This window comes from Ancylomarina sp. (assembly GCF_041555295.1).
GTDB lineage: Bacteria > Bacteroidota > Bacteroidia > Bacteroidales > Marinifilaceae > Ancylomarina.
Map to the genome: position 1 here is coordinate 1 of NZ_JBFFKR010000201.1, position 6,217 is coordinate 6,217.

Below are 6,217 nucleotides of genomic sequence, written 5' to 3' on the forward strand. Positions count from 1 at the left end.
TGATGTTTTTCTAGTAAATCATTGATTTCTCCTGAGGAGTAGAAATTCAAATTAGATTCCTGACGAGCGTAATTGAAAGAAATGCCTGATAGAATTTGTTCCGATTGACTGATAAAGTAGTTTCCCGCTTCCTTAATTTGTCCATGAGCATTTAGTAGCAGCCCCTTATCGAAATGTGTAATTTGCTCAGGAATTAAATCAATGGCCAATGCCTTATTTTCTATATGAAATACCGCTTTTTCACGATTTTGTTTTAAACTGTTTGCAATAGCGTATTCATTTGAGTTTAACTTATAATAGAGTGGTGAGTGGCTTTTATTATTCATTGCAATATTGATTAAACTCGGCACAAAGAGAGGGTGTTTAATGGCATTGGTCCATTTGGGATCGAACTTAAAACTTGAAATATAGAGCTTGCCTAGGCCTATATTAGTTTGAGAAAATAGGATTTCTCCTGATTTGCTTTTCCAAAGTGGAATACTGATTTGCCCTTTCGGTTCGCTCAATTTAAAATGGCGATAGATTTGAGGTAAGCGCGCATCTTCCTTTAGTTTCTCAAACACCTGTTTATAGATCTCAGCATTAAGTTCTATACTAGCAACAGTTTTCGTAAGACTATCAAGTTGCAAAAACTGGGCTGAACCTAATTCGCTCAAAAGCTCGTTATTTGAGTCATTATTTTGATCTTCAGGTAGAATTAGTATTTGACCACCTTGATTCAAATAATGTGAGATTTTTTGCATGAAACCACTTTGCATACCCGAAAGCTGGTTCAAGATAATAAGCTTGGTTTTACTCAGATCTTCCTGGTGAAATTGTGATTTGTTAATGTTTCTAAGTGTAAAATATTGCTCATCAGAGAACAGTTGACAGATGTAGCGGTTCTCTTTTTCCTGATTGATGCTTATGATTTCAGCACTTTTCTCAATTTTGTAAGAGAAGTAAAGCCTGTTGTCGTAGGTAATTGGGTAATCACTTATTTCAATTTTTCCAGAGTAAATTCCTGGTTTGTGGTTTATGTATCTCAGGCTTAGTTCTTTATTTTCTCTAGCCTCAATATCGAAATTTGAAATAGATTTTAAGCTATCGTTGATATACAGTTTTATTGGGATTTTGCGGAACGCCTTATTAGATGAATTGTAGATTCGAATTTTAAGTTCTTCGTTTTGATTCACTTTATGTGCTGAATTTTCAAACCAACATGAATCGATATATAGGTTGTTCCTACTTTGCGTAGATAAAGGCATCAAGCTGATATTTAGATTGCTATCTTGAGGCATTTTGTCGAAATCAGCCTGATATTTCTGGAAGTCTGAGAAGAGGTAAGTTTTAGTATTCGAAGAAGATCCTGCAATAGACGATTCTTTCAAAACTTGTGAAAAGCCTTTACTTGCTGATGTTGGTTGTATTTCTTGTAGTTGTGTTATAGCACCCTCTCTATTTAAAAAGGGTAATTTACTTTTACTGTCATTATCAATAATTTTAATCTGAGTATCCTCAGAAAAGGAATTGACAAGCTCAATAGCTTTTGCTTTAGCAATTTCAATAGCCATCCCTTTTTCAGTTTCGGCATTCATACTAAAAGAATTATCTAAATATATTTGAGCGATATTCTTTTGGCTTTTATCTGTAAGAGATGTGTTTTTATTGGGAAGAAAGGGCTGGGCAAAAGCAATAACTATAAAGGCTAATGCTAATAAACGAGTTAGGAGTAATAGCCAATTCTTTATCTTCGAGCGGTTCTTATTTTCTGCAACAATATTCTTCAGAAATTTCAGGTTACTGAAATAGATTGGCTTGAAACGCTTAAAATTGAAGAGATGAATAATGATGGGAATAATCAAACTGATGAGTCCCCAGAGTATATTTGGATTTTGAAAATGTAAAGGCATATAAACGCTTAAATATTAGATTCATTTAGAATTTTGCACTCAACTTCAGGTTCAATTTACGAGCCGTTAAGTAGTTGGGAATGGCATATTGGTTTCCACGAATATCGTTGATCCAAAGGTAGGAAACCGTATTGTTAATATCGAATAAATTAAATATTTCGAGACCAATCCACATCGATTTGAAATGCTTAAGTAAACCTTTGTTGTTAGTTTTATTGCTGTCAAGAAGTTCCTTAGAGAAACCCAGATCTGCTCTTTTGTAATGCGGCATATTAAAGCTTTGTCCTTGTTTGCCTTGTTTAGGAACCCATACAGGTAAACCACCTGCATATATTAGAGTCAGGTGCATTTTGTATGTGGAATTGCCTGGCATATAATCTTGAAAGAACATGGAGAAGTTAAAACGCTGATCGCTTGGGCGGGCGATATAACCCATATTGTCACCCAAAATATCTTCACTTGTTTTCATTAATGAGAGGCTAATCCATGATTCTGTATCAGGTACATATTCCCAGTTCAAACGAAATTCTAGCCCTGCAGCATAACCTTTAGCTTTCTGATCGCCATAATATCGTAAGCGCACATTCTCAATATCGTAGGGAATGAGTGACTTCAAATCTTTATAATAGAGTTCGGAAGATAAACGGAAATCGCGTTCTCTAATTTTGAATAAATACTCATGAGCAAGTGTGTAATGCCAGGCTTCTTGAATGTTAAGCTTGGAACTAATACTTCCATCAATTCTCAAACTCTCTCGATACGATGGCATTTGTTGATAATTACCAACGGCCAAACGGAATTTCATTTTCTTTTCTCCATTGGGTACAAAGTTCAATGAAAAGCGTGGCGAGAGAAAGTAATCTTTGCTGTATGTCCAGTGATGGTAACGAAGACCTGCGGTTAATTGAAAATCACCAGAACGATTGCTGAAGGTGTAATTCCCTTGTGAATAACCACTAAGGTGCGTTCCCTTTATACGATTTACAGCTTGACGTGAGTAGGCAAGACGTGCTTCTGAATCATAAAAAGGAACTGAATAGCCCGCAGAATCTCGATATTGCCACTCGTTTATTCTATCATCAATTTTTTCGTGTAAGGCTTTTACACCCCACTGTAGATGTAAATTGCCAAAATTGTGATCAGCTTTTAGCTTGATGCTCTTTACATTTCGTTCAAGCTTATTATTGGCATGGTCGAGATAGGTTCCGATACCTAGATTTTCCAGAATGCCATCCTTATCACCCCCCTGACTCATAAACAAATCTTGAAGGAAGTATTGAGCTTGAATATCGAATCGTTCTTCTTCTGTGGTGGCGTATCTATTGGTGATCAGTTGAAATAGGCTTTTGCTGTTGGGGCGATACTTTAGAGTAAGAGCTTCCATGTCGCTAATGTATTCGTCCTTTTCCTGACCATCAAAATACATTTTTAGCTGTAAAGCATCACTAATCGTCCCAAAATTGGTTTCTCTATCCTTAGGTTTAAACCCATATTTATTTTGACTAATATTTGCCCATAGGTGAAGACTCCATTTAGGGTTGAATGAATAGTTTAGTAAGGCCTGGAAGTCTTTATACTTGGGATTGTAATCGCCTTCGGTATCTAAAGAGGCCAATAGGTAGCGAGTGGTTTTATATCTGAATCCTGCAAGATAAGACAGTTTGCCATTTTTACTGGCGTTGGCAATATGAGCACTTGTTCCGAGAAGACTCACATCAGCTGAAGCTTCAAACTGACGGGGCATTTTGTATTTGATATCCAATACCGATGAGAGTTTATCACCATATTTGGCATCGAAGCCACCAGCTGAAAAGAGAACGGAAGAAACTAAATCCGGATTAATAACGCTTAGGCCTTCTTGCTGACTGGAACGAATAAGACTTGGACGATAAACTTCAATGTCATTAATATAAACCAGATTTTCATCGAAATTCCCACCTCTCACATTATATTGTGAGCTAAGCTCGTTATTGGAACTCACACCTGGTAGCGTCTTTAATAGATTCTCTATGCTTTCTCCACCAGCTGAAGCAATTTTATCAATTTCCTTGGTTTGTAAATAAATGCCTTTATTCTGTAACTTAATTTGAGCTTTAATATCAACCTCATCCAGTCCTTGGCGTTTCTCTTTTAGTGTCGGATTGTAAACCTCTGTTTGTCCAGATTTTAGAATGAATGTTTTCTCAAAATTTTGATAAGCGATATGAGTGAATTGTAGTGTCAGTTTTTTGTTGGCTTCATAATGTATCAGGTACTTACCTTCTTTGTCTGAGGTTGTGGTTTGTAAATTCGCTTTGTTAATAATATGTACACCATAGATGGCCTGTCCTTGTTCATTTTTAATTATCCCTTTTATGCTGGCCATATTTTGAGCATGTAGCTTTGGGCATATGCCAATGAGGATTAGTGTAATATAAAAGGAAATGATTTTGTGCATTATAAAAGTCCTAGATGTTAGTATAGAAGAGGCTAAGATACAACAGATCCTTAAAATTATGATTAGGGATTTTAATTTTATTGGTCAAGAGCTTTTGTTTATTCATTTACAATTGATTAAATTGTGTAAGCGCTTGATTTTAAATGTATAATTAGGCTTTCTTCTATTCTAATATTCATCAAGACTCAGCTTATGGGACAGTCTTTATCGCAACTCTGTGTGCATTTAACATTCAGTACCAAGGATAGAAAGCCCTATATTCAGGAAATATGGGAATTAAAGTTGTATGCCTGCTTTTCTGAAGTTTTACAGAAATACAATTGTCCTATTTTAACGATTAATTCAGTGTCTGATCATGTGCATATTCTATTTAGTTTATCTAGAGATCATTCTCTGACCTCTGTTATTAATGAGCTCAAAAAAAAATCTGTAAAATGGATTAGATCCATTGGTAAGATTAATAAGGATTTTGATTGGCAGGATGGATATGGGGCATTTTCGGTGAGTCATTTTCAGGTTGATGTTGTCACAAGATTCATTCAAAATCAGAAAAACCATCACGATGATAAGACCTATAAAGAAGAAGTTGATGAAATAATGGAACAGTTTGGAGTCGATGAGTATGATGCTGCCTATTTCTGGAATTAATTGGGAATTATTCTGAATGACTTGTTATCATTGAAAAATAGAGCAACTAGCTCTATTTTTTTTTAATATTTGATTTTTATCTTTTGAAAAAAAATAAGAAGGCTATTAAAAAAAATAATTAACAGTAAATTTTCTTATTGTTTTTCTCTTAAAAAAGGGAATGAACTGTGGATAATGGATGAAGCATAATATTTAAGTAAATTTACTGTTAAGCTTTTTAAGACTTGCAGTGATTAAAGGCTTTGCGGAAGATTTTAAAAGATGTTAATTGACATGAAGAAATTATGAAGAAGTATTTGTTATCTGAAAAAAAATGACAAAATTGTGCTCACCAAAATTAAAATAATTAAACCTAATATTAGCAAACCTTATAAATGTTTATTTTATGACCACTACAACAAAAATGACCGCAGCAGCCTACATGGAAAAAGAGTCTCAATTTGGAGCTCACAATTATCATCCACTTCCAGTAGTGCTTGAAAGAGGAGAAGGCGTATATGTATGGGATACTGATGGAAAGCAATATTTCGATTTTCTTTCAGCTTATTCTGCAGTAAATCAAGGACACTGTCATCCAAAGATCATTAAGGCAATGACTGATCAGGCTCAGAAATTGACTCTGACTTCACGTGCATTTTATAGCGAAAACCTAGGACGATATGAGGAATATGTAACTAAGTATTTCGGATACGATAAAGTATTACCAATGAACACAGGCGCCGAAGCTGACGAAACAGCTCTTAAGCTTGTTCGTCGTTGGGGTTATGATGTAAAAGGTATTCCAGAGAACGAGGCTAAGATTATTGTTTGTGATGGTAACTTCCATGGACGTACAATTACAATCATCTCTATGTCTAACGATCCAGATTCATATAAAGGATTCGGACCATTCACACCAGGTTTTGTTTCGATTCCTTACAACGATGTTGAGGCATTGGCGAAAGAATTGAAGGATCCAAACGTATGTGCATTCTTGGTTGAGCCTATTCAAGGTGAGGCTGGTGTTTATGTACCAGAGGACGGTTTCTTGAAGAAAGCTTTCGATTTGTGTAAGGCAAGCAACGTCTTATTTGTTGCTGACGAGGTGCAAACAGGTATTGCTCGTACAGGTAAGTTATTAGCTGTCGATCACGAAGGTGTTCGTCCGGACGTACTGATTCTTGGAAAAGCAATTTCAGGTGGTGTTGTACCCGTATCTGCAGTATTAGCTGATGACGATATCATGCTTGTTATTAAGCCA

General features: G+C 35.6%; 4 protein-coding genes. 2 read left to right on the forward strand and 2 right to left on the reverse strand.

Annotation, left to right across the window (positions count from 1 at the left end; translation table 11 throughout):
- Together ABY905_RS12695 and ABY905_RS12700 are read right to left on the reverse strand one after the other, a co-directional pair.
- On the reverse strand, positions 1-1,892 hold a 1,892-nt coding region (locus ABY905_RS12695), incomplete at its 3' end, for a BatA domain-containing protein (RefSeq protein ID WP_372644446.1).
- Positions 1,893-1,917: 25 nt separating this feature from the next.
- A complete protein-coding gene (locus ABY905_RS12700; protein WP_372644448.1) occupies positions 1,918-4,257 on the reverse strand; it encodes a carboxypeptidase-like regulatory domain-containing protein in 2,340 nt (779 codons plus the stop codon).
- A 264-nt stretch (positions 4,258-4,521) separates the two neighbouring features.
- Here ABY905_RS12700 and tnpA point away from each other — a divergent pair, with 264 nt between their 5' ends.
- Both tnpA and rocD read left to right on the forward strand, forming a co-directional pair.
- Entirely contained in the window at positions 4,522-4,977 is a 456-nt protein-coding gene (gene tnpA, locus ABY905_RS12705; RefSeq protein WP_372644450.1) for an IS200/IS605 family transposase, read from the forward strand.
- 385 nt (positions 4,978-5,362) lie between these two features.
- Positions 5,363-6,217 (forward strand): ornithine--oxo-acid transaminase (gene rocD / locus ABY905_RS12710; RefSeq protein ID WP_372644452.1); only part of this gene is annotated, 855 nt, incomplete at its 3' end.